20 protein-coding genes are annotated in these 19,004 nt (G+C 41.6%); 7 read left to right on the forward strand and 13 right to left on the reverse strand.

Annotated features, from left to right (window positions below):
* Nucleotides 1-15: 15 nt before the first annotated feature.
* The 11 genes from IMZ16_RS07745 to IMZ16_RS07795 form a co-directional block, all read right to left on the reverse strand.
* Nucleotides 16-1,287: an ABC transporter permease gene (locus tag IMZ16_RS07745; protein ID WP_193439575.1), complete on the reverse strand. Its 1,272-nt coding sequence runs from the start codon at nucleotides 1,285-1,287 to the stop codon at nucleotides 16-18.
* Nucleotides 1,277-2,029 (reverse strand): ABC transporter ATP-binding protein, encoded by a 753-nt coding sequence (locus IMZ16_RS07750; RefSeq protein WP_193439576.1) that lies wholly within the window; start codon nucleotides 2,027-2,029, stop codon nucleotides 1,277-1,279. Before IMZ16_RS07750 ends, IMZ16_RS07745 begins: the two co-directional genes overlap by 11 nt.
* A 26-nt stretch (nucleotides 2,030-2,055) precedes the next feature.
* Nucleotides 2,056-3,051 carry a BtrH N-terminal domain-containing protein gene (locus tag IMZ16_RS07755; protein ID WP_193439577.1) on the reverse strand — a complete coding sequence of 332 codons (996 nt, stop codon included), beginning with the start codon at nucleotides 3,049-3,051 and terminating at the stop codon, nucleotides 2,056-2,058.
* Nucleotides 3,051-3,455, reverse strand: coding sequence for a hypothetical protein (locus IMZ16_RS07760; protein ID WP_193439578.1), 405 nt, complete (start codon nucleotides 3,453-3,455; stop codon nucleotides 3,051-3,053). The genes IMZ16_RS07755 and IMZ16_RS07760 overlap by 1 nt, the downstream gene beginning before the upstream one ends.
* Nucleotides 3,452-3,880 carry an ABC transporter permease gene (locus IMZ16_RS07765; protein WP_193439579.1) on the reverse strand — a complete coding sequence of 143 codons (429 nt, stop codon included), beginning with the start codon at nucleotides 3,878-3,880 and terminating at the stop codon, nucleotides 3,452-3,454. The genes IMZ16_RS07760 and IMZ16_RS07765 overlap by 4 nt, the downstream gene beginning before the upstream one ends.
* Nucleotides 3,881-3,883: 3 nt before the next feature.
* A complete protein-coding gene (locus IMZ16_RS07770) occupies nucleotides 3,884-4,345 on the reverse strand; it encodes a hypothetical protein (RefSeq protein ID WP_227411494.1) in 462 nt (153 codons plus the stop codon).
* Between the two features lie 4 nt (nucleotides 4,346-4,349).
* Nucleotides 4,350-5,489, reverse strand: a complete 1,140-nt coding sequence (locus tag IMZ16_RS07775; protein WP_073179227.1) for a beta-ketoacyl-ACP synthase III — start codon at nucleotides 5,487-5,489, stop codon at nucleotides 4,350-4,352.
* Nucleotides 5,490-5,492: 3 nt separating this feature from the next.
* The gene (locus tag IMZ16_RS07780) at nucleotides 5,493-6,395 is read right to left on the reverse strand and encodes a dialkylrecorsinol condensing enzyme DarA (RefSeq protein ID WP_193439580.1); all 903 of its coding nucleotides are present in this window, start codon (nucleotides 6,393-6,395) and stop codon (nucleotides 5,493-5,495) included.
* Nucleotides 6,396-6,409: 14 nt separating this feature from the next.
* Nucleotides 6,410-10,039, reverse strand: coding sequence for an MMPL family transporter (locus IMZ16_RS07785; RefSeq protein WP_193439581.1), 3,630 nt, complete (start codon nucleotides 10,037-10,039; stop codon nucleotides 6,410-6,412).
* A 217-nt stretch (nucleotides 10,040-10,256) separates the two neighbouring features.
* Nucleotides 10,257-10,481, reverse strand: a complete 225-nt coding sequence (locus IMZ16_RS07790) for a hypothetical protein (protein ID WP_193439582.1) — start codon at nucleotides 10,479-10,481, stop codon at nucleotides 10,257-10,259.
* Nucleotides 10,482-10,507: 26 nt separating this feature from the next.
* Nucleotides 10,508-12,592 carry a TonB-dependent receptor plug domain-containing protein gene (locus IMZ16_RS07795; protein WP_193439583.1) on the reverse strand — a complete coding sequence of 695 codons (2,085 nt, stop codon included), beginning with the start codon at nucleotides 12,590-12,592 and terminating at the stop codon, nucleotides 10,508-10,510.
* 94 nt (nucleotides 12,593-12,686) lie between these two features.
* On the opposite strand from IMZ16_RS07795, the gene IMZ16_RS07800 reads away from it, so the two are divergent.
* From IMZ16_RS07800 to IMZ16_RS07820, 5 genes are all read left to right on the forward strand, one after another.
* A complete protein-coding gene (locus tag IMZ16_RS07800) occupies nucleotides 12,687-13,193 on the forward strand; it encodes an aminotransferase class I/II-fold pyridoxal phosphate-dependent enzyme (RefSeq protein WP_227411495.1) in 507 nt (168 codons plus the stop codon).
* The gene (locus tag IMZ16_RS07805; RefSeq protein ID WP_193439584.1) at nucleotides 13,190-13,825 is read left to right on the forward strand and encodes a TetR/AcrR family transcriptional regulator; all 636 of its coding nucleotides are present in this window, start codon (nucleotides 13,190-13,192) and stop codon (nucleotides 13,823-13,825) included. The genes IMZ16_RS07800 and IMZ16_RS07805 overlap by 4 nt, the downstream gene beginning before the upstream one ends.
* Nucleotides 13,826-14,042: 217 nt before the next feature.
* Nucleotides 14,043-14,549 carry a hypothetical protein gene (locus IMZ16_RS07810; RefSeq protein ID WP_193439585.1) on the forward strand — a complete coding sequence of 169 codons (507 nt, stop codon included), beginning with the start codon at nucleotides 14,043-14,045 and terminating at the stop codon, nucleotides 14,547-14,549.
* Between the two features lie 386 nt (nucleotides 14,550-14,935).
* Nucleotides 14,936-15,667 (forward strand): hypothetical protein, encoded by a 732-nt coding sequence (locus IMZ16_RS07815; RefSeq protein ID WP_193439586.1) that lies wholly within the window; start codon nucleotides 14,936-14,938, stop codon nucleotides 15,665-15,667.
* A complete protein-coding gene (locus IMZ16_RS07820; protein ID WP_193439587.1) occupies nucleotides 15,658-16,221 on the forward strand; it encodes a hypothetical protein in 564 nt (187 codons plus the stop codon). The genes IMZ16_RS07815 and IMZ16_RS07820 overlap by 10 nt, the downstream gene beginning before the upstream one ends.
* Before the next feature lie 255 nt (nucleotides 16,222-16,476).
* Here the strand turns inward: IMZ16_RS07820 and IMZ16_RS07825 are convergent, their stop codons facing one another.
* Together IMZ16_RS07825 and IMZ16_RS07830 are read right to left on the reverse strand one after the other, a co-directional pair.
* Nucleotides 16,477-17,295: an IS3 family transposase gene (locus IMZ16_RS07825; protein ID WP_124802870.1), complete on the reverse strand. Its 819-nt coding sequence runs from the start codon at nucleotides 17,293-17,295 to the stop codon at nucleotides 16,477-16,479.
* Nucleotides 17,289-17,555 (reverse strand): transposase, encoded by a 267-nt coding sequence (locus IMZ16_RS07830; protein ID WP_123249589.1) that lies wholly within the window; start codon nucleotides 17,553-17,555, stop codon nucleotides 17,289-17,291. Before IMZ16_RS07830 ends, IMZ16_RS07825 begins: the two co-directional genes overlap by 7 nt.
* A gap of 623 nt (nucleotides 17,556-18,178) precedes the next feature.
* Between IMZ16_RS07830 and IMZ16_RS07835 the strand changes: the two genes are divergently transcribed.
* A complete protein-coding gene (locus IMZ16_RS07835) occupies nucleotides 18,179-18,592 on the forward strand; it encodes a single-stranded DNA-binding protein (protein WP_193439588.1) in 414 nt (137 codons plus the stop codon).
* Nucleotides 18,567-19,004, forward strand: coding sequence for a hypothetical protein (locus tag IMZ16_RS07840; RefSeq protein ID WP_193439589.1), 438 nt, complete (start codon nucleotides 18,567-18,569; stop codon nucleotides 19,002-19,004). Before IMZ16_RS07835 ends, IMZ16_RS07840 begins: the two co-directional genes overlap by 26 nt.

Consider the following 19,004-nt stretch of genomic DNA (forward strand, 5'->3'; position numbering starts at 1 on the left):
AAGATTTTTGCAAAATTAAACATCGGATTTTTTCCGTTCATAAAGGATGGAAGCGCCACAGCAAACCAAGTAGAACAGCAGCAAAAGCGCGCTGTGCTGCAGGATTTCCAGAACACCTGCATTGCGCAGGATGATATCGTAGTAGCCTTTCAAGCCCCAATTCATCGGAGAAAATTTCGAGATGCCCTGCATAATTTCCGGCATCATAAAAACCGGCACCCAAATTCCGCCGATTGCTGCAAGGATGACCACCGCAGTTGCACCGAATGGCGCCGATTGCTCCTGCGTTTTAAAAACCGTGCCCACCAAAATTCCAAAGCCGATGGCTGCCAAGCCTGCAAAAACGGTCAGAAACATTAGCGGAAAAATTTTCCCGGAAACTTCGAAACTCTGAAGGCCAAGCAACGGAAAGAGCCATTTCCCGACGGCCAGCATCATTAGAAATTGTAAAATGCAAATGAAAAGGTACGCCACCGTTTTGCCGAGAAGGTGCAGTGCATAAGGCGCCGGGCTTGTTTTCAGGCGGATTGCCGTGCCCTGTTGTTTTTCCTGAACCAAATTGATGGAGAGCGGAATTACGATAAGGAAAATCGCGAAAAGCGACCACGCCGGAACATTGTGCTGCACGGAATTTGGCTTCGCACCAGCATTTCCGTTCGGCGTTATTTCTTTGAAACTGATGAGTTTATCGCCTCTCAGGATGCTGCCGTCCGCGTCCAGTTGCTCTTCAAAAGCCGTGTAGATTTTTTGGTTTTCCACCTGGAAAATCATCTTATCGATTGCGGTTTTCATCCCGTTTTTAAAACCGTCATTTGCAGCAGGGTCGAAGTAAAGTTCAATATCGGCGGTTTCCGGCGGAGGATTTTTTTGTGCCAAACTGTCAGCGATTGGGTTGTAGCCCAGGGCATCTATAATGCTTTCAACACGGAAATTAATATTGTCCGAAAGATTTTTGCTCAGGTTTTCCGGCAGAATTACCGCCATCTGATATTTTCCAGAAAACACGGCTTTTTTCGCTGAATTTTCATCGAAGCCTTTTTCCAGAATTTCGAAGGAGCCGCTTTCCGAAATGCTTTGGCGGATGCTCTGCGAAACTTCGCCCTTGTCTTTGTCGATGAAAATTATCGGCAATTTGGTGTCGTCAAAATTTCGGAAACTCGAATCCTGAATCATCGTGATGGTGATGATGAGCAGCAATGGCATCAGGAAAATAATGATTAAACCGCCGATGTCGCGCGATAAAATCTGGAATTCTTTTACGATGGCACGCCAAATTTTATACAGCATCGCGAAGGTTTTTTCCGGTTAATGCTATGAAGACGCCTTCTAGATCGGTAGCGTTTTCCGTGCTGGCAATCAGGTTTTGAGGCTCAGCCTGCGCAAAGATTTTTCCGTGATCGATGATTGCGATTTCCGTGCAGAGGTTCTGCGCTTCCAAGAGGTGGTGCGATGTGTAAATAATCGTAGTTCCTGCTTGATTGATGTCCCTAAGAAAGTCGATGATTAAAGCTCTTGACTGCACATCCACGCCTACGGTAGGCTCATCGAGGAAAAGGATTTTTGGCTGATGCAGCAGGCCTGCGAGAATGTTGCAGCGGCGTTTCATCCCGCCGGAAAAGTGCGCAATTTTTCTGTCGGCAAATTGCGAAAGCCCCACTCTTTCCAGTCCGCTTTTTATCCGTTGCTTCAGTTCATCGTGTTTCAAGCCAAAAAGGCTGCCGAAAAACATCAGGTTTTCCGTTGCTGTAAGGCTTGGGTAAAGCGCATAATCCTGCGGAATGATACCGATGATTTTTTGGATTTCCCGTAAATTTCTGTCCGGCGAAAATCCAGCTATCTCATACCTTCCGGAAGTTGGCTGAAGCAGACCGCACAGTATGGAAATCAGCGTGGTTTTGCCGGCGCCGTTCGGACCGAGCAGCCCGAAAATTTCGCCTTCTTGAATTTTAAGGGAAATATCACGGATTGAAAAATCCGCAGCATTTTTATATTTTTTTGAAAGATTCTGAATTTGGATGATTGCAGGCATCAGGCCAAAACTTTTCGCAAATATACTCAAACCGCTTTCTTCAGCCTGCGGAAAAATGCTTCTTCCAAATCGGCAATATGCAGCATCTGCTTGGAAAGTTGGTTGTAAATATCGCTTTTCGAATTCCGGTTTTTGTAAACCCGTGCAATATCCACCGCAAAATCCCGCCACAAATCGCCAATCATCGTGATTTCCTTGGAAAGTTCGCGTAGCTCCTCGTTCTGCAAAACATCCGCCGCTTCCTGCAGGAAAGCGCCGTACAGAAAGCGGAAACCGCCACCACCAGTACCTATTTCTTCCTGCATCCTGATGAGCTGCCCAAGGTAATGGTTCGTGGTTTTCGCGCCCTTTTTCGCTGCCCATTTTGGTATGCTCTTCGCCACCCAGCGCATCGCTTTCACGCCTATGATTGGTGCCGGTGCCAGCATCCGCTTCGAAGTTTCCCGGATGCCTGCCTTTATCGCCGATGCAAGTTCCACGGTTTCAGGCACTTCCACCGGGAAATACATATGGCCACGCGGCGCAAAAGCACCTTTTGCATAGCGTACTTTTTCCAACTCTGCCTCGGTAAGTTTTGTCGGGAAATCCATCACAGGGTCCGAAATCAGATACTCGCCGTTTTCCTTGCCGAAAGCCACGAGATTGTGGGCATTGAAGTGGAATTTATACTCTTCCGGAAAATAGGTGAGGTGGAATACGCCAACCTGCATCCCTGTGGGAATTCCCTTGCGAAGATTCTCGTCCAGCGCTTTTTGCGCATCTTTTGGATTGCGGAATTTCTGCCGTTTTATTTTAAAGCCGAGCCGCTTTGCCGCTTTTGAAAAAATGCTGCCAGGCATCGAACGGTAGCTGAATCCCGGTGCAAAATTCACCTTTAAAAATGGGAGGTAAACGAAGAATAGACCGGAACCGATGCCGAAAACCATGGGCTCGCTGATTTCCAAGCCCTGACTTTTCAAAAGGTTGGATGCCACGCCGTTTTCACAGTGCGCCGCCTGATGATGTTCAAATTGCAGTTTCATCAGTTGCCGTCAAAGTTTTTTAATTCATCCGCAGGAATTCCGAATGCATCGGCATATTTTTGCAAATTTTTATCGCTTAATCTTGCGAAATTCTTAGGCTTCGCATCGGCTTTCACGAACCAGGCCCATTTTCCAACATAGGCCGCCAGAACATTCCAGTCCATTTTGTTCATTTCCATAAAATAATGTATTGGGCTTGCCGTGCCGTTTTTCACCTGCGTTTTCGCGGCCTGCACGCGCTCTTCAATCAGCGCCATAGATTCATCCAGGGCAGAATTTTTCGCATCCCAGCCGCTGCTTTTTTCCGTGGTGTAGCGGTCGTTTTCATCCGTTACATATAGCACTTCCGTCATTCTCGCTTTTTCCAGGTAGCCGCCTTCCTGCGGTACTTCGCCCTTTTTCATCCGCTGATTTTTTGTAAAAACATTACCATTTCCGCTTCCAGCAATAGCTGTTCGCCGGCAAAACTTTCGCACGCAATATGGCAAATATTTTCAAATTCCGAAAGCAGCCTGGCTTTGCAGATAATTTCTGCGCCGCAGCTTGGCAGGGCGTGGATTTTTACTTTTTTAATATTGCTGATAAAGCCGATGACATCGGGGTTTTCATCATCTATGAAATGATTTTGCCCGGTGATTGTAGAGCAGGTTTGCGCGCAGTTTTCAATCAAGCCGGCTTCGTTGAATTTCCCGTTTTCGCAAAAGATATTGTCCGGCTTTACCAGGAATTTCGTAGTTGCAGAATCGTGGTTGATTTCCAGAACTTCGTCCGTCATCAGCATCGGTTCACGGTGCGGCAATATGTTTTGCAGGTCGATGTTCTTCCGCATTTTTCAGGCAAGGATTGTTTTCAGTTCGGCGGTTGAGATGGTTTCGCCGGCAAGTTTCGTAGTGGTTTTTACCAGCGTAATGCCTTCCATTTCTGCAAGGATTTCCACCTCGGTTTCCAGCGTTTCACCGATTTTCGCTAATTTTTTTACCTCGAAGATTTTCACGGCGCCAAGGTAGCCAACCGGCGCAGCTTCACCCTTCAGGAAATACTGAAAGCCGGTGTGCAGCGCCACAGATTGTGCCTGATGCTCCAAAATTCCGGGTGCCTGGAATTTTCCGTTTTCGCAGAAAATATTTTCGGCAGGAATCGTGAAGCCGGATTTTAAATGCGTCTCGGAAAATTCCAGTAGGGCATCCACCATCAGGAATGGCTCAGCCTGCGGAATGAGTTTTTCCACAAGGGAAATATCGGTAATCGGTAAGCTGCTTGGCGACAAAATTTTGGCTTTAATGAATTCGGGCAAAAAATTAAACCACCGTTAAGAGTGCGCAGGAATACGAAAACCTGCCGCTTTCCGGAATGCAGAGCAGCACTTTCTCGCCCTGTTTCAGTTTGCCGGAATTTACCAGCTCTTCCAGCGCAATGTAGATGGAAGCTGCGCCGATGTTGCCAACTTCTGACAGATTGTAGAACCATTTTTCCGCAGGGAAGTCCATATCCAGCGCTGCAAATTCTTCCTTTAGCCCGTCTTTAAAAAAGTTGGACGAAATGTGCGCAAGGACATAATCAATTTCTTCCGTCTTCAGATTGTGCTTGTCGAAAGAAGTGCGCAAGGCCTGGGCACCTTTTTTCAGGATGTTTTCGCCGAGAAGCTTCGTATCCTGCTTCAGCGCGAAAATCGATTGGTTCAGCCATTCCTGCGCAGGATATTCCGCCCAGGATTTCAGCGAGCCGTCGTCCTGCTTTTCCGCACCGGAATACATACAGGCCTCCAGTTCGTGCGCGTAGGAATAGAAATCGATGAATTCAATCCGCAAATTCACGCCGCCATTTCTCGGTTTGTTTTCCAAAAGAAAAGCGCCTGCACCATCGGAAAGCATCCAGCGAAGGAATTCCCTTTTAAAGGCGATAATTGGCCGCTCTTCAAGCTGTTTCAGGTTTTCCGCTTCCTCGTTGAATTTATCGGCGGTCATCCACGCTGAAAACCGCTCTGAGCCTACGCAAACCGCATTATTGGAATTGCCCGATTTTACGGACATATAGCCGTACTGAAGGGCATTCATCCCTGAATTGCAAAGACCTGTGGCAGAATTCACTTCGTAGGATTTCTCGGGCTTCAGTTCGCCGTGCACCATTGAAGCGTGCGAAGGCTGAATTTGATCTGCAGAAGTTGTTCCGCAGGAAAGCACTTCTATGTCTTGCTTCGTAAAATCATCGTCCAGCAGGGCTTCCACAGCTTTCGCAGTGATGGATGCGTTCGTCTCCGTAGGCACGCTGTTTTTATCGAGGGCATAGTACCTGGTTTTAATGCCGTTGTTTCTGAGAATCAGAGATTTAGCCTTGGAAGGCGTACCATTCACATAGCCCAGGAAGTCTTCCATTTCATCGTTGCTGATAGGGTTTCCGGGGAAATATTTTGATAATCTTGTGATATAAACTTCGCTCATTTTTTAAATGCCTTTGTAGTATTGAATTTTTTTCTGCCGTTCCTTCCGGAAAATCGGCGTGGTTAAGTTATAGAAAATCAGCACGATAGGTGATACAATCCAGATTGCCGTCATCAGATAAATCTTGAAAAGCTTCACCCAAAACTTTCGCTGCGCTGGATTTTTTTTGATTCTTCCAGAGAAAAAGGTGAAAAGCTTGTTGCCCACTTCTTCCACTTTTACTAAAAACGGGCGAACTTCTACGGCGCCTTTCTGCAACAGCTTCTCCTGTAATCCGTCATAATTTGCCCTGTCTAAAAATGGCTTGATAACTTCGCCGAATTTTCTGGCCCCCGCAATTTCCCTATCCGAAACGCCGGCCTTTGGCAGCGGTGGTTTCTGCTCTTTTTTACCGGTGCTCATCCAGTTCAGGATCGTGATAACGCTGGTGTAGTTGTCGTGCCTGTCCACCAGGGCTATGTTGCCCACCAGTTTTGTGCCCAGCCTATTCAGGTGCGCTTTCAGTTTGTCCTGAGACAGCATCCACATATTCCGCGTTGCAGAAATCGTGACAACTGGTGTGTTTTTCAGAAGTTTTTCGGCGAAAGGGCTTTTCAGGAAAGAGATGGTGGGAATGGATGGCGTGAGAAACCATACCTGATAGCCGAATAAAATAAGGTCGTATTTCTTGCTTAAAATTTCCTGGCTTGGCGGAAAAATTTCCCGCGGAATTTGCAGGTAAGATTCCGGGAAGGTGTTGTAGAAAACATCTTCAGGCCAGGGAAACGGGAAATCTTCCTTCGGCTGAATTTGGTAGAAATCCACGCTGTAATCAGGGTTTTGCGAAAATGGCTCCGCAATGTTTTTCACGATGTCTTGCAGCTGTCCGCTTTGCGAATAATAAACTACGAGAATGTTTTTCGGCATAATGTTGCTAAAATTCAGCGTTTCAGCACGGTGATTTTTTCGTTGCGCCGTGCCGCTGAGAACTCGGTAAATTTACCATTATTTTTGCATCTCGCAATAATAATTTGGCGGATGCTTTCCGGCAGGCTAATTTCTGGAACATTTTCATCCGAGATGATTAGCGTTGTAAAATGTTGATTTTCAGGAATTTCCGCGTGGTAGAAAATCCTGCGCTTCTTTACCACAAAATTTTCTGAGGCAATATTCCGCCGGTTTTCCTCCGGAATAACGCTGTGGATTTTCCGCGCGCTTTCGCTCAAAGCCAGAAGCATATCAATCTGCCCAAAATCACCGCAGAAATGCAGGATTTTCTCATCGGCAGAAATCAGGCGGTTCATTTCAAAATACGCCGATTTATTTTCTTCAAAATCCCGTTTCGCTTCCTCTGAAATTTCCCGTTCTTTGTAAAGGAAACTTCCGAAAATCAATGGTTTAAAGTAATTTTCGTCCTCCATTTCATTTCGGAATTCCTGAAATTTTTCCCGGTAAAACTGCTGGATTTTCTTCGTTCTTTCCGAATAATTTTCGCCGAAATTTTTATCATCGGCCGAAATTCTGCCGCCAACTTTCACGGTGATTTTTCCGTCGTGAATCATAAAATCGCCTTTCGGCATCACTTCAGAATTTCCGTGGATGAACACCGGCACCACATCAAGCCCGTATTTTTCGGCAAGGTAGAAGGCACCCTTGTGAAAGCGCTGAACACGGTTGGTTTCCGAGCGCTGAGCTTCCGGGAAAACCGCCAGGGAATAGCCTTGGTTGATTTTTTCCTGCAGAACATCGTGGCCGTTTTCAATGCCCTGAGACACAGGGTAGAAGCCGAAGCGCTTCACCACTTTTCCGAAAATCGGCGAGTTGTACACCCAATCATTTACCAAATAAACGATTTTGGGCGTTACCATTGCCATTGCCAAAGTGTCGAGAAATGAAGTGTGATTGGCGATGATTACGGCAGGCCTACTGAAATCTTCGCTTGGGTTTGGGATGAATTTTTTGCGGACGAAGGGGTTCGTGTATAGCACGGACACCAGGAATTTCGATGCCGGAACTTTCAGGATGCGCTGTGCGTTTTTCCCGAAAATCATTGCCAAAATTGAAAAGAAAAATCCGCCCAAAGCATAGTAAATCAGCGAGAAAACTGAGTTGAGAAAAACGCGGATGCTCACCGGCTGAAGGCCTTTCTGCGTGCGCTTTCGGATGAAACTGAAAATCAGCGGATATATTGTAAATGAAATGATGACCACGGAAAGCATCCCCACCGTTGCTACCGCTGCAACGGATTTTAGCGCCGGATGTTTTGCGAAAATCAGCGAGCCGATCGCCAATAGTGTGGTGATGAGCGCCAGAATGATGGAAACGCGGTAGGTGGGCAGCGCGCTTTTCCCGGTGGAAAGTTCCTTCTGCAAAGCCTTTGTGAGAAATATGTTGAAATCTACACCGGCACCGAAAACCAGCGTGCAAACGATGGTGCTGAAGATGTTGAGTTCCAGCCCGAGAAAATAGAAAATACCTGCGGTGACGATGCCGGAAAGCAAAACCGGAATGATGGCGAAAATTGTAAGGCCTAAGTTCCTGAAAAACAGCAGGAAAATCGCGATAATGGCAATCAGGGAATAATTGATAAGGCTAAGGAAATCGTCTTTCAGCAGGCCAAGAAAATTCTCGTTCATCTGCTGGCGGTCAATCACCAAAGTGTTCGGGTTTTTTTCGGCAGCACTGATGAAATCGCCGCGCTTTTTCTCGTCCAGTTTTACGATGCTCACCAAAGTTGCAAGGTCATCTTCTTCGGTGAGGAATTCGTTCAGCCTTAACGCTGGAAGTTCCTGAAATTCATTAATTTGCAAAGGGTGATGGTTTCTGTACAACAATTCCTCAAACTCAGAAAAAGCGCTCTCACTAAAACCGCTGGTTTTTCCTGCCGACTTAATTTTGGCAATGGTTTGGGCTTTTCTCGCATCGTCCCAAAAATTTTTCCAACGGGTAATTCTTTCCCCTTGCAAACTTTCTGGAATCAAAATTTCGCCGGAAGAAGTGAAGTTCAGGATGTTTCCGCCGGATTTTTCCTGGCGCAGAAATTCGGCAACTTTAGTGTTGTGCTTCAGCGCTTCTTCCGCTGTCTTTCCATAGGAAAAAACATATACCGATTTTTCCGCTAAATCTGTGATACTCTGCAACTTAGCTTCGCTTTGCTGCATTTCTTCCGGCACGAAATTCAGGTCAGAAATATCGCTATTGAATTTCACCTTGCTGAAACCAAAAAGGCAAACCGGGATTGTAATTAAGCAACTGATTATCAGGAATTTATAGCGTTCGAAAGGGTAGCCTGCCACTTTGTCAATCAGTGTTTTTTTCGGTTCTATTTCCACAGCCTTAGGCCGGTAAATTTGCGGAATGATGATGAGCGAAAAAATGGCGGAAAGCATCACAGTGATTGCCGCAAAAATGCCGAGGTCTTTCAACGCTTCGCTTCGCACGAAAACTAGGCACAGAAAGGAAACCGCCGTGGTTGCGGCGCTCATCAGCACAGGCTGCGTAATTTCGCGGTAGAGTTCGGCGATGTTCGTTTTGTGCTTGTAATGCGTGAGGATGTGCAGCGCATAATCCACCGTAAGCCCCACCAATATTGCGCTGATGCTGAGCGAAACTGCGGAAATCCGGTCTTTGATGAAATAAATAATGACGAGCGAAATGATCACGGAAACTGCGGTGGGAACGAAGATGATGAGCGGCGTGAGCCAGTTTTTGAAGTAGAAAATGAGCAGCAGGAGAAGCAGCGCCATCGAAACCAGCACGGTGCTTTGGATGTCGTGCTTTATCTGTTTGGCGTTCGCCACGGCGATTAATGGTGCGCCAAAATACGAGATTTCCGTTTTGCCGCGGTACTTTTGGTTCAGTTCGCCACGAATTTTTTCCAGGCCTTCGGCAAATTTCTCGTTGTTCTTGGTTTCGCTGCCGCCAAATTTCGGCTCGATGAACAGCAGCAGATGTTGGCCGTTTTCACTCACCACATAATTGTCTTCCAGCTGAAAATTGCTATTAGAATTCAGGCTGTTTAATTTTTGGAGCGCAATTCCCGAAAAGTCAAGCGGGTCTTTCCGGATGAAATCCTTTGTGACAACACTTGTTGGCGAAAGCATTGTGGAAAAATTATCCGAAATTTTTTGGGAAATGCTGTCGTTGTTTAATTTTTCCCTGATGATTTCGTAGTCTTTTTCTTCCAGGAAAATCGGCAGGTTTTCGCTGATGAAATGGAAGGACTGCAGGATTTCTTCGTCATCTACTTTTCCCTGGACATCGCTGATGTAGGGTTTTAGCGGCTCGATTTTTTCGAGGAAATCATCGGCAGTTTCGGAAAGCGCGTAATCATCGGTAGCGTTTTTCTTCTCGACAATTACAATCACTTTATCCGAGAAATTCTGCTGTTTCAGGACTTTTGCCGTGATGTCTGCCTTGTCACTTTTCGGGATAATTTGGCTGATATCTTCCTCGAAATTTATTTTGGTGATGCATAGAATACAAAGTACAAGAAATGCCAGCAAACCCAGCAGCCAAGGCAATTTTTGCTTAGAAATTTTGAAATAAACTTCGGTAAAAAAGCGGTGCATCCCTCTCAGAAAATTCTCTGCAAAATAAGGAAAAGAAAAATTTGGGACAGTCTTGGGAACAATGGTAAAATTAAAAACGCAACCATTTGATTTTAAAGTGATTGCGCTTGAAAGTCGTAGCCCGTAGGGAAGTATTTGTATATCCCAATGAATCCCACAGAGTAATCATTTTGCTTGATTTTTAAGTATTTATGATTTGTGTGGATTGTCTTTAAAATCATAAATACTTGTGAATATCCCTTGATTTAGTCAAAGAGGTGGATTTTGAGAATCCCCCTTTTATTTGCCCTTTCGCGTTTTCCTTAAGTGTTTCCATTTTTTTTACCAATTCTTGGAATTTTTGATTTTGCTTTTCCATTTTAATCTTTTTTTTGGAAATTATTAATAAATCTTTTGCTTTAAAGAAAGCTGTATTTAAACATTTCACATTTGCATTGCGCACTACAAATTAGAAACGAGAAAATCAGTTTAAAACGTTGAAGCCGGAGCGGTGGAGTTGTTCAGTTTCTTTTGGATCTGCAGTTTCTTACCTGAAGAAAAATTATAACTCAAACCGAGGACGAACATATTTTTATTGTTATATATATTTGAAATCCGTTCATTTAGCACTATACTACCTTCCAAAGTTTTATTGTGGTAATGGGAAGGCATCCCAAGCCAGTAGGCACCAGTATATATCTGTAAATTTTGTTTGAAATTATAGGAAACGAGGAAATTGTTCTGATTCTCATCCAAACTTAAAAACGCACCGTTGATTTGATAAACAGGCAGGCTGAAATTATAATAAATTCCAAAGTTTTTAAATTGCGAGGTTAATGCAAAATTACTTCTTATAAAAGTGTTATTAAATTTTCTGCCGTCATATAGTTTTAGAGACATTCCTACAGGCTGGACAAATGCTTTTATGACCAAAACCTGCGTTCCAAAAGGCTTGTAAGAGCCACTTATCTGAATACCTTTTTCATTGAAACCCGCATTTTGGTAGGTTAATGCATAACCATTTGTCACCGCATCAGTTTCAAAAATTTGTGCAAAGTATTTATCCACAATATTATAAAACGCGTTTACATTTACATCCAGTTTCTTTCCGTCGTAAGAATAAATAAAATTGTTTCTGAATAAATGTTGAGACTTCAAATACGGATTTCCACGCTGAACAATATTCGGAACAATCTGTGTAACATTGCTGCTCAATGCTGAAGCCCAAGGACTATTCGAAGTATATGTACTCGTAAACCGCAAACTTTGGTTTTTCGCCAAATCATAACTCAACACGAGTTTTGGTGTAGGCGCCCAGTCGTCCTGAGTGGTTTCCGCGCTTTTGTTGTGGATATTTGTAACGCCGATGCCTACACGATAGCCCAATTTATCCCATTTTCCAGAATATTCGGTGTAAAGATATTGTTCGAGATAATTCACATCATAGTGCGAACTTCCTAGAAGATTCACCAAATCATTGGAAATCGCCGTTTTGGAAATGCGGTAGCCGGAACTCAATTTGCCTTTCTCAAACTGATGGACGTGCGCAATCTCACCCACGATGCCGGTCTGCTTCGCCTTCAGATTCATATCGTTGTTGAAGATATCGGAGTTGGTTTCAGTATTCCATTCGTGGTCGAACTGCGAGGAATTCGTGTTGTAGTGCGAGCCAATTAAGTTTAAACTTACTTCGTCCTTTTTGCCGATATTTTTGGAATAATAAAGATCTAAAGTCGGTGCGGTGTAGGCGGAATTGCTGTTGTGAATGGTGCTGTGGTTCTCCGCTAAGTTATCTTTTGTGAAAACGCTTAGCCCCAAACCTTTGTTGAAATTTGAATTAATGAAAATGCTTCCTTTCGCCTGAAATGTATAATTACCGGGAACCACATTCGCGTATCTTAATGCGATATTCTGGTTGGTGTAGCCAAAATGATCTTTCTGCTGTTCTGTGGAATTATAGTGGCTGCCGTTCAAGTTGTAGTCGTAGATTTTATCAACTATACGGTTATCGTAATCTCTCAAGTTAATGGAATATTCCAGTCCGAAATCGTTTTTGCCTTTGGTGTATCTTGCATATGCAGAACCGTTCACAAAACCTGTTGTTAATGCAGAAGTAACATCCGCACCGTAGGAATACCCGATTTCGGGATTTTTGGTGATGATGTTCACCACGGTATCGGCTCTCTGTGAATATCTTGCAGGCGGAATGTCGAAATATTCCACACGCACAACATTTGTCGGCGCAATGCTTTTAATCTGGTTGTCGCTGGCTTCAATTCCATTAATCAGAAAGAGAATTTTTCCACCCCTGATACTTGTAACAGTATTGGAAATCGGGTCGAGTTGCAGTTCGGGAAGCGTGGTAAGCAAATCTTTGGAATGCCGTGCTTTTTCCAGGGCTTCTTTATCGAAAGTATAGTTGGCGTGGTCGGCAAACTGCTTTTTCCGCTGTGCTTTAATTAAAACTTCCTGAATTTCCTTCGTGGAAATGGAGTCTTTTTTTTCCTGCGCATGTATTTTAGATGATATACTCAGGCAATTTGCAAAAAATAATATGATTATGTTGTTTTTCATGAGTTATATTCAAAATGAATCATGTAGTTTCTCGATCCTTTTATTTGTGTCAAATCTAAAAAACTATTTAATATAAATCACTGAAAAGAGATTAATGTTGAAATTTATAATCGTTCTAAACAGTAAAACCTTTGCAAATGTTGGCGGTTATGTCATTACATCGCCAAAATTGGCCGCTTTCATAAGGTTTCAATCGCGACAGCAGCAGATTTTTTCTGCAACGGCTCCGCCATCGTCAATGGGTATTATTAAAGCCATAGAGCTTATTGACGAGGAGCCACAATGGAGAGCTAAAATTTGGGAAAATATCAATTATTTTAAAAGTGGATTGCAAAGTTTAGGGCTAAATACTGGTACAACTTCGTCAGCAATAGTACCGGTCAAAATTGGTGATCCGCATATTACCGGGGATGTAGGCAGGATGTTAATTGATAGAGGAATTTATACCAATCCAATCCTATATCCGGCCGTTGCGAGAAAAGATGCCCGAATAAGAATGGCTGTAATGGCAACTCATACAAAATCCCAGCTCGATAAGACGCTTAATGCCTTTGAGGATATAAATAAAAAATTGCAAATTGCATCAAATTCGTTCAAATGATTCGTAAAAAAGTTCAGGGTCCCATTAGAGACAAAGAAAAGACGAAACTTAGAATGCTAAATGCCGTTGGAAAAATTTTGAAATCTAAGGGATATCAAGGATTACAAGTAACCAAAATTGCTACGGCGGCCGGCGTAGACAAAAAATTAATCTATGATTATTATGGCAGTGTTGATAAGTTAATTAACGAATATTTGAAACAAAGGGATTATTGGAACTCTGTTTCCGAATTGGTAGAGACTACAGACATTAATGATGGAGGGAAGGTTTTAGCAAAAGTTTTACTTAGCGGCCAATTTGATGAATTAAAAAAAAATAAAGAGCTTCAAAAGATAATTCTTTGGGAATTGTCCGAGTCAAAATCTGCATTAAGGAAATTAGCTGATGAACGGGAGGCTGCCGGAGAAGAGATGTTTGCCAGCATTACAGACAGGTATTTTGGCTCAGAAGCAAAAAAGTTTAGAGCTTTAATGGCGATACTTGTTTCATCCAGTTATTATCTCAATTTGCATACAGATTTTAATGGAAGTGCTTTTTGCGGGCTAGATTTAAAAGATGATGAAGATCGGAATGTCGTCAAAGGCGTGATTTCCGAAATGATAGATATGTTTTTTAAAGAGTATTCAGAATAAACAATTAATGGGAATGACCTCACCAAGTCATCATGTTAAACATAACGATTTTTTTGGTTTATTTATCACTTTTAAGTGATATGTTTTTTATATTTGGGACGGGAGATATTTTAAAAATTAAATCACTAAAGTTAGAGCAAACACCAGCTCGCTTTAAAGTGGTAATTTTTGGCAAGGTGCAGTAATTGGAGGTATTGTTGCCGGGTTGAATGCTGCGATGCATAAATTAGACCCACCTAAAGGTTACAAAGGCAAAAAATGGGTTGATGACACTGGAAGCTATGAGAACAATAACGATGGTTCTTGGAATGCTACCTCTCCGGATGGAAAAAAATATACTTTGATTGAAGAAATAGAACTCTATGGGAAATCTAAATTAAGTCAAAATTTAGATAATGCCGCAAATGGATTAGGTATTAATGCTGCGACAAAAGAAGCTCTTTTTGAATATGCAGGAAAAACAAGTGAATTATCTTCCACAGCGTCTAAATACTTAAAATACACAAAGGTTTTAGGTAGAGTAACAGGAATATACAGTGCAGGATCTTCAATTTATGATGCTTATAGAAATCCTACTACGGGAAATATCCTTAAAGCAACATTTAATACAGGAATGCTATTTTTAAGAGTTAATCCTGTAATAGGTTTGGGTATTGGTGTTTTAGACGCAACAGGTGTAACTAATCAATTTTTTAACGGTGTTGGGAACTTTATAAATAGATAATAATATGAAGTATTTATTTTTAATGTTTTACAAGTATTATTCTGATGGAAAAGCAACTAAATCGACAGCATATATTAGTGCTTTGGGTGTTGTTAGTATTTATATTTTTGTTTTCCTTTTGAATTTATGTAAAGCTTTTAATATTGATTTTAAAATAATGTTTTGGAGTGAAAACGTATGGATGAACTATCTTTTAATTGGAATAGTCTTATTACCTATTAATGTTTTTCTTTATTTAATTTTTCCACCCAAAAAAGTTAAAGAATTGATCTTAAGCTTTAAGTATGATGTTTACAAAAATATTTTCTTTATACTATTTTTTATAATTATATTTTTCTTACTTTTTGTAAAATACTAATGGAAGGTAACCACAGGGAACATTGGCTATGATGCAGGGCGGCAATTTTGTTTCCGGCGCTTTTTCCGGGATGTTTGGTAGTCTTGGAGCTTCGGGTTTCGGAGCAGTTGCAGGAGATTTTGCTAAAACAGCTGAAGGCATTGTGTTGTCCGGAGCAGTTTTAGGAGGCGTGGGATCGGAGCTTACAGGTGGCAATTTCTGGCAAGGAGCTGTTATAGGAGGTATTGTTGCAGGATTGAACCACGCTATGCACAAGATATCGAATTCTATTGAGGAAAGAAGTATCGCAGAAAGAGAATTAAATGCAGTGGGTATTGAAGATATTAATGCAACCGCCCCTAATACTCAAGAAAGTTTGGATAAAGTTCTTAGTACTGAAACATTATCTTCCATGCATACTAAATCTGGAAATGTTGGAATTACTTATGGAACGCCAAGTGATAATAGTTATTTAGGCGAAACTACCCCAAATGCTGGTTCTACAAGAGCAACAGGAATTATAATTAATCAAAGTAAAACATTTTCATATTTTAAACTGTATGGAACTTTGGGGCACGAATTAACTCACGCAATTGATTATATACAGGGAACAGCTCTTTCCATTTTTAGAAGATATTATAAGCAAAATCCAAAAACAGCACAAACAAGATATAACGATAGATTAGAGTACAGAGCTTATCAATGGGAAGTAAAATATGCACCTACGGTTTTAGGAACTCAATGGTATAATTATTATCAAACTAAATACGGATGGAAATAATAAAGTGGAAAATTCTAATTGTAGCAATGTGTTTTATAATAAATGGATTTACTAAAGCACAGAATATTAAGATGCATTTATCATTCAACCAAAGAAAACAAATTAATATAGATATTGAATCGATTCATAATATAAAAATAGGAGCAAATTTAGAATATGCAAATGAAAGATGGAAAGAAATTTCTAAAAATGGATTATCTGAAAATCAATTGTATTTATTTATTTATGATAAAGATAAACTTATAGATAATTCTGTTGCACAGAAAAATATTCAACCAAGTGAACCTCCTATCTATTATGAAAAAAGAAAGAATGATGCGGAAATCAAAAAGAATGCTAAAATAAATTTATGTTCAAAGAAATTAAAAAATTTACAATATAATCTTTTAGTTTATCCTAATGTTGATGCTGTTTTTAAAGATAATCCTTGTAAAATATTTAATTGTTGGTATGAATTCTACTCTTTAGAAAAAGGGAAGAAATACAGAATGCAAATACAATTAAAAGTAAAATCTAAAATATACAAATCTAATTTTGTTGAATTTACATACTGAATAAATGAGGCTGTCTCAAAAGGGCAGTCTTTTTTAGTTTCTAAGGTTTTTCGGTAAGTGGTCTACTTTTTTGACAGTTTGTAAATATAGTTTTTTCAATCGAAATTTGCACCTGCCAACCGAAACGGAATTAGGCTCTGCTGAGGAGCAACCTGAGAGGGATAGGTTGGCCGACGAAATATAGTTTTCAAGGGCACTGCTTTTTGCGGTGCTTTTTTCTGAATTATATTTCAGAAGTTCATGCCTTAAAAAACCTTATGCTGCCTCATATTCCGATGGGGTTTTAAAGTCCAGTGCTTCGTGCGGACGTTCATAATTGTAGTCTTCTATCCAGCGTTCCGTAAGGTCTTTTACATCCTGAAGGGAGAAAAACAGGTTGGCGTCCAGCACATCTTCTCTGTAGGTTTTGTTGAAACGCTCGATAATGGCATTCTGCTGTGGCTTTCCTTTTTGGATTTTAACCCATTCAATGTTGTTTTTATCCAGCCAATCCTGGAAAAGGCCCGAGGTAAACTCCGGGCCGTTGTCCGTGCGTATTCCCTTGGGCTTGCCGTGCTTCTCAATCATGCGCTCCAAAAAATGGATGACCGCTCTGGACGGCATGGATGTACGCGCATCAATCCCCAGACATTTTCTGTTGTACTGATCAACAATATTCAGCGTTCGAAATCGGGATCCCCTCGCCAGTGCGTCACTCATAAAGTCCATTGCCCATTCCTCATTACGCTCCAAAGGTACAGCGATGGGATTGGCAGGATTGTCAAACCGTTTCCTTTTCATTCTTTTGTAAAGCGAAAAACCATACTTCTGATAGACCCTTCGGATTTGCGAAGAACCGTACCCCGGGTACTTTTTACGAACCTTCACGATGACTTTCTTGCGTCCCAGCCTGCTGGTTCCCAATATCGAGGTGATGGCTTCTCGAAGTTTTTCATCTTTTTCGGGCATCCGTTTTTTATAATATTTTGAGGTTCTTGAGCGTCCCATTACGCGGCACACCTTAGCATAACTTATCTCCGGTCTTTTCTCCCGAATATAAGCAATACAACGCTCCTTCTGATAAGGTGTTACCACTTTTTTGAGTTGACCTCCTTTAAAATATCGATGGAAATCTGCTGGTCCGCCACAATGCGCTTGAGACGGGCATTCTCCGCTTCAAGTTCCTTGACACGCTGGAGTTCCGAAAGACTCATTCCTCCATACTTGCTCTTCCAGTTGTAAAATGTTTGTTCGGAGATACCGTATTCCCGGCAGATCTCCGCCACTTTCTTGCCTTCCTGCTGGCTCTGGAGCATCCTGATAATCTGAGGCTCCGTAAATCTTGATTTTTTCATTGCTTTTTTTCCAAAGTTAAAGTTAATACTCCAATTTTAACCTGTCTGAAAAAAGCAGCCATGTACCATACTGTATTTAAAAAACTCCTTTATTTCAATTGATTTTTATTTGTTTTCCCATTGCAAAGAACACCTGCATACCATTGAATTTTGTTTCGAACTGTGGTTTGGGCTTTTGTCATTTGCAAATGTAGGACGGCATCATCCACGCCAAAAAATCTTTTTGGGTATCTACAAAAATTCTTTCCGCAAGCTCCAATAATTTTTCCAGACACTCCTAAATCCTTCGGACAAAAAGATTTCAAGCCCGATTCGGGATTTTGTTATTCTGAAAAGCAGCTCCGAATCGGGTTTGGTGTGTATGCTACCGTCCTGTGGTCATTGGCAAAGAAAAAGCCGGAACCTCAGTTGTACGAATCAAATCAATAGAAGGAGTTCTTTGAAATCAACGGAAAAACAGAAAAACACAGAGAATAATAATGTTTTTCCATCCAATTAAAAAAAAGAAAGCCGAGTGTCCTCGATACCAAATCATATCATTTGGTTTTTTAATCATCATCACAAAACGATAAAACGAAAAACGAGTAACGAAAAACAAAATCTACACTTAAATATTTAAAATTATGAACACAATCGTAGGTAGAATTACCAAAAATGCACAAATCAACACGCTGAAAGACCAGAGACAGGTTGTAAACTTTTCAGTAGCCATTAACGACTACTACAAAACCAAAGCTGGCGAAAGAAAGGAGCAAACCACTTTTTACAACTGCTCTTACTGGATAAGTCCCAATGTTGCCAAAATTCTTACCAAAGGCACATTGGTAGAATTGACAGGTAGAATAAGTCCATCGGCTTGGATAGGCAGAGATGGAGAAATAAAATCAGGACTGAACTTCCTTACATTGCGGATAATGGAACACGGCAATATAACATCTAATATGATTTGTGAAGATCAGGACTTCAATTCAGTAATGGCGATGCTGAAAATTTTGGTTCAACATTCCGCGTATGTTTATAGTGTTGGAGGGGCGTAGCGTAAAAATCGAGTTCCATAAGCCGAAAAGCGACCAAAAAGAAACTGCCTTTGTAAAACTCAATTTTGAGGAGCCTAAAACCGAAAACGACAATTACAGATTTCAGAACTTTTATCAGAATTATGGTGTAGATACCCAAAAAATCGTTGAAAAATCCAATCTGATTTTCGGTAAGCCTGAATACAAGGACAACACCATCAAATCTTTGGAAAAAGGCAATGTGGTAAAGGTAAAATTTGAAATGAATGACAAGGTGGTGGAAGGCAAAGCCGTCCTCAATCCCCAATACAAGAATTTAAACCTGTATGACAGCGATATGAACCGTATCAACACCAATAAGGCTTTGGAAGGGATGGAACAGGAGCAGAAAAATGAAAAAGCAAATGCCCGGGAGCAAAGCATTAAAAGATAG

This window comes from Cruoricaptor ignavus (assembly GCF_014961145.1).
GTDB lineage: Bacteria > Bacteroidota > Bacteroidia > Flavobacteriales > Weeksellaceae > Cruoricaptor > Cruoricaptor ignavus.

Coding starts and splice junctions, on each gene's coding strand:
- IMZ16_RS07745 (WP_193439575.1), bottom strand. CDS start 1,287: ATGCTGTATAAAATTTGGCGTGCCATCGTAAAAGAATTCCAGATTTTA.
- IMZ16_RS07750 (WP_193439576.1), bottom strand. CDS start 2,029: ATGCCTGCAATCATCCAAATTCAGAATCTTTCAAAAAAATATAAAAAT.
- IMZ16_RS07755 (WP_193439577.1), bottom strand. CDS start 3,051: ATGAAACTGCAATTTGAACATCATCAGGCGGCGCACTGTGAAAACGGC.
- IMZ16_RS07760 (WP_193439578.1), bottom strand. CDS start 3,455: ATGAAAAAGGGCGAAGTACCGCAGGAAGGCGGCTACCTGGAAAAAGCG.
- IMZ16_RS07765 (WP_193439579.1), bottom strand. CDS start 3,880: ATGCGGAAGAACATCGACCTGCAAAACATATTGCCGCACCGTGAACCG.
- IMZ16_RS07775 (WP_073179227.1), bottom strand. CDS start 5,489: ATGAGCGAAGTTTATATCACAAGATTATCAAAATATTTCCCCGGAAAC.
- IMZ16_RS07780 (WP_193439580.1), bottom strand. CDS start 6,395: ATGCCGAAAAACATTCTCGTAGTTTATTATTCGCAAAGCGGACAGCTG.
- IMZ16_RS07785 (WP_193439581.1), bottom strand. CDS start 10,039: ATGCACCGCTTTTTTACCGAAGTTTATTTCAAAATTTCTAAGCAAAAA.
- IMZ16_RS07795 (WP_193439583.1), bottom strand. CDS start 12,592: ATGAAAAACAACATAATCATATTATTTTTTGCAAATTGCCTGAGTATA.
- IMZ16_RS07800 (WP_227411495.1), top strand. CDS start 12,687: ATGTTGAAATTTATAATCGTTCTAAACAGTAAAACCTTTGCAAATGTT.
- IMZ16_RS07805 (WP_193439584.1), top strand. CDS start 13,190: ATGATTCGTAAAAAAGTTCAGGGTCCCATTAGAGACAAAGAAAAGACG.
- IMZ16_RS07810 (WP_193439585.1), top strand. CDS start 14,043: ATGCATAAATTAGACCCACCTAAAGGTTACAAAGGCAAAAAATGGGTT.
- IMZ16_RS07815 (WP_193439586.1), top strand. CDS start 14,936: ATGATGCAGGGCGGCAATTTTGTTTCCGGCGCTTTTTCCGGGATGTTT.
- IMZ16_RS07820 (WP_193439587.1), top strand. CDS start 15,658: ATGGAAATAATAAAGTGGAAAATTCTAATTGTAGCAATGTGTTTTATA.
- IMZ16_RS07830 (WP_123249589.1), bottom strand. CDS start 17,555: ATGAAAAAATCAAGATTTACGGAGCCTCAGATTATCAGGATGCTCCAG.
- IMZ16_RS07835 (WP_193439588.1), top strand. CDS start 18,179: ATGAACACAATCGTAGGTAGAATTACCAAAAATGCACAAATCAACACG.
- IMZ16_RS07840 (WP_193439589.1), top strand. CDS start 18,567: ATGTTTATAGTGTTGGAGGGGCGTAGCGTAAAAATCGAGTTCCATAAG.